General features: G+C 76.5%; 1 protein-coding gene. It reads right to left on the minus strand.

Features of this window, described 5'->3' with window-relative positions:
• The coding region (gene selA, locus HMPREF0591_RS30085; protein WP_007172674.1) for an L-seryl-tRNA(Sec) selenium transferase at positions 1-711 on the minus strand (711 nt) is incomplete at both ends.

Raw genomic sequence — 711 nt, forward strand, 5'->3', positions numbered from 1 at the left:
GGCGCCCGGCAGCGCGGCGGCGAGCGACTCGGCGCGCGCCCGCAGCTCCGCCACGTCGGCGACCAGCGCGCGGGCCACCGGCGGGGGCGGGCCCGTGAGGGTCGCTTCCAGCGCGGCGAGGGTGAGCTTGTCCACCCGCAGGGCGCGTGCGGCCGGGTGGCGGCGCAGCCGCTCGACGAGCTCGGCGTCGCCCAGCAGCAGGCCGGCCTGCGGGCCGCCCAGCAGTTTGTCGCCGCTCGCGGTGACCAGGTTCGCGCCGTCCCGCAGGCAGGACGTGGCGTCGGGCTCGTCGGGCAGCAGCGGGTGCGGGGACAGCAGCCCCGAGCCGATGTCGACGACGAGGGGCGCGCCGAGTTTCGCCAACTCCGCCACGCCGACCGCCGAGGTGAACCCGGTGACGTGGAAGTTGGACGGGTGCACCTTGAGGATGAAACCGGTCTGCGGCCCGATCGCCTCGGCGTAGTCGCGCAGGCTGGTGCGGTTGGTGGTGCCGACCTCGCGCAGCCGCGATCCGGTGGAGGCCAGCAGCTCGGGGATGCGGAAGCCGTCGCCGATCTCGACCAGCTCGCCGCGGCTGAGCACGATCTCCTTGCCCGGGGCGAGCGTGAGCGCCGTCAGCAGCAGCGCGGCGGCGTTGTTGTTGACCACGTGCACGGCGCCGGCGGTGGGCACCGCCCGGGACAGGGCGGCCAGCGCGGCCCGGCCGCGGCG

This window comes from Mycobacterium parascrofulaceum ATCC BAA-614, assembly GCF_000164135.1.
In the GTDB taxonomy this organism is placed as follows: Bacteria; Actinomycetota; Actinomycetes; order Mycobacteriales; family Mycobacteriaceae; genus Mycobacterium; species Mycobacterium parascrofulaceum.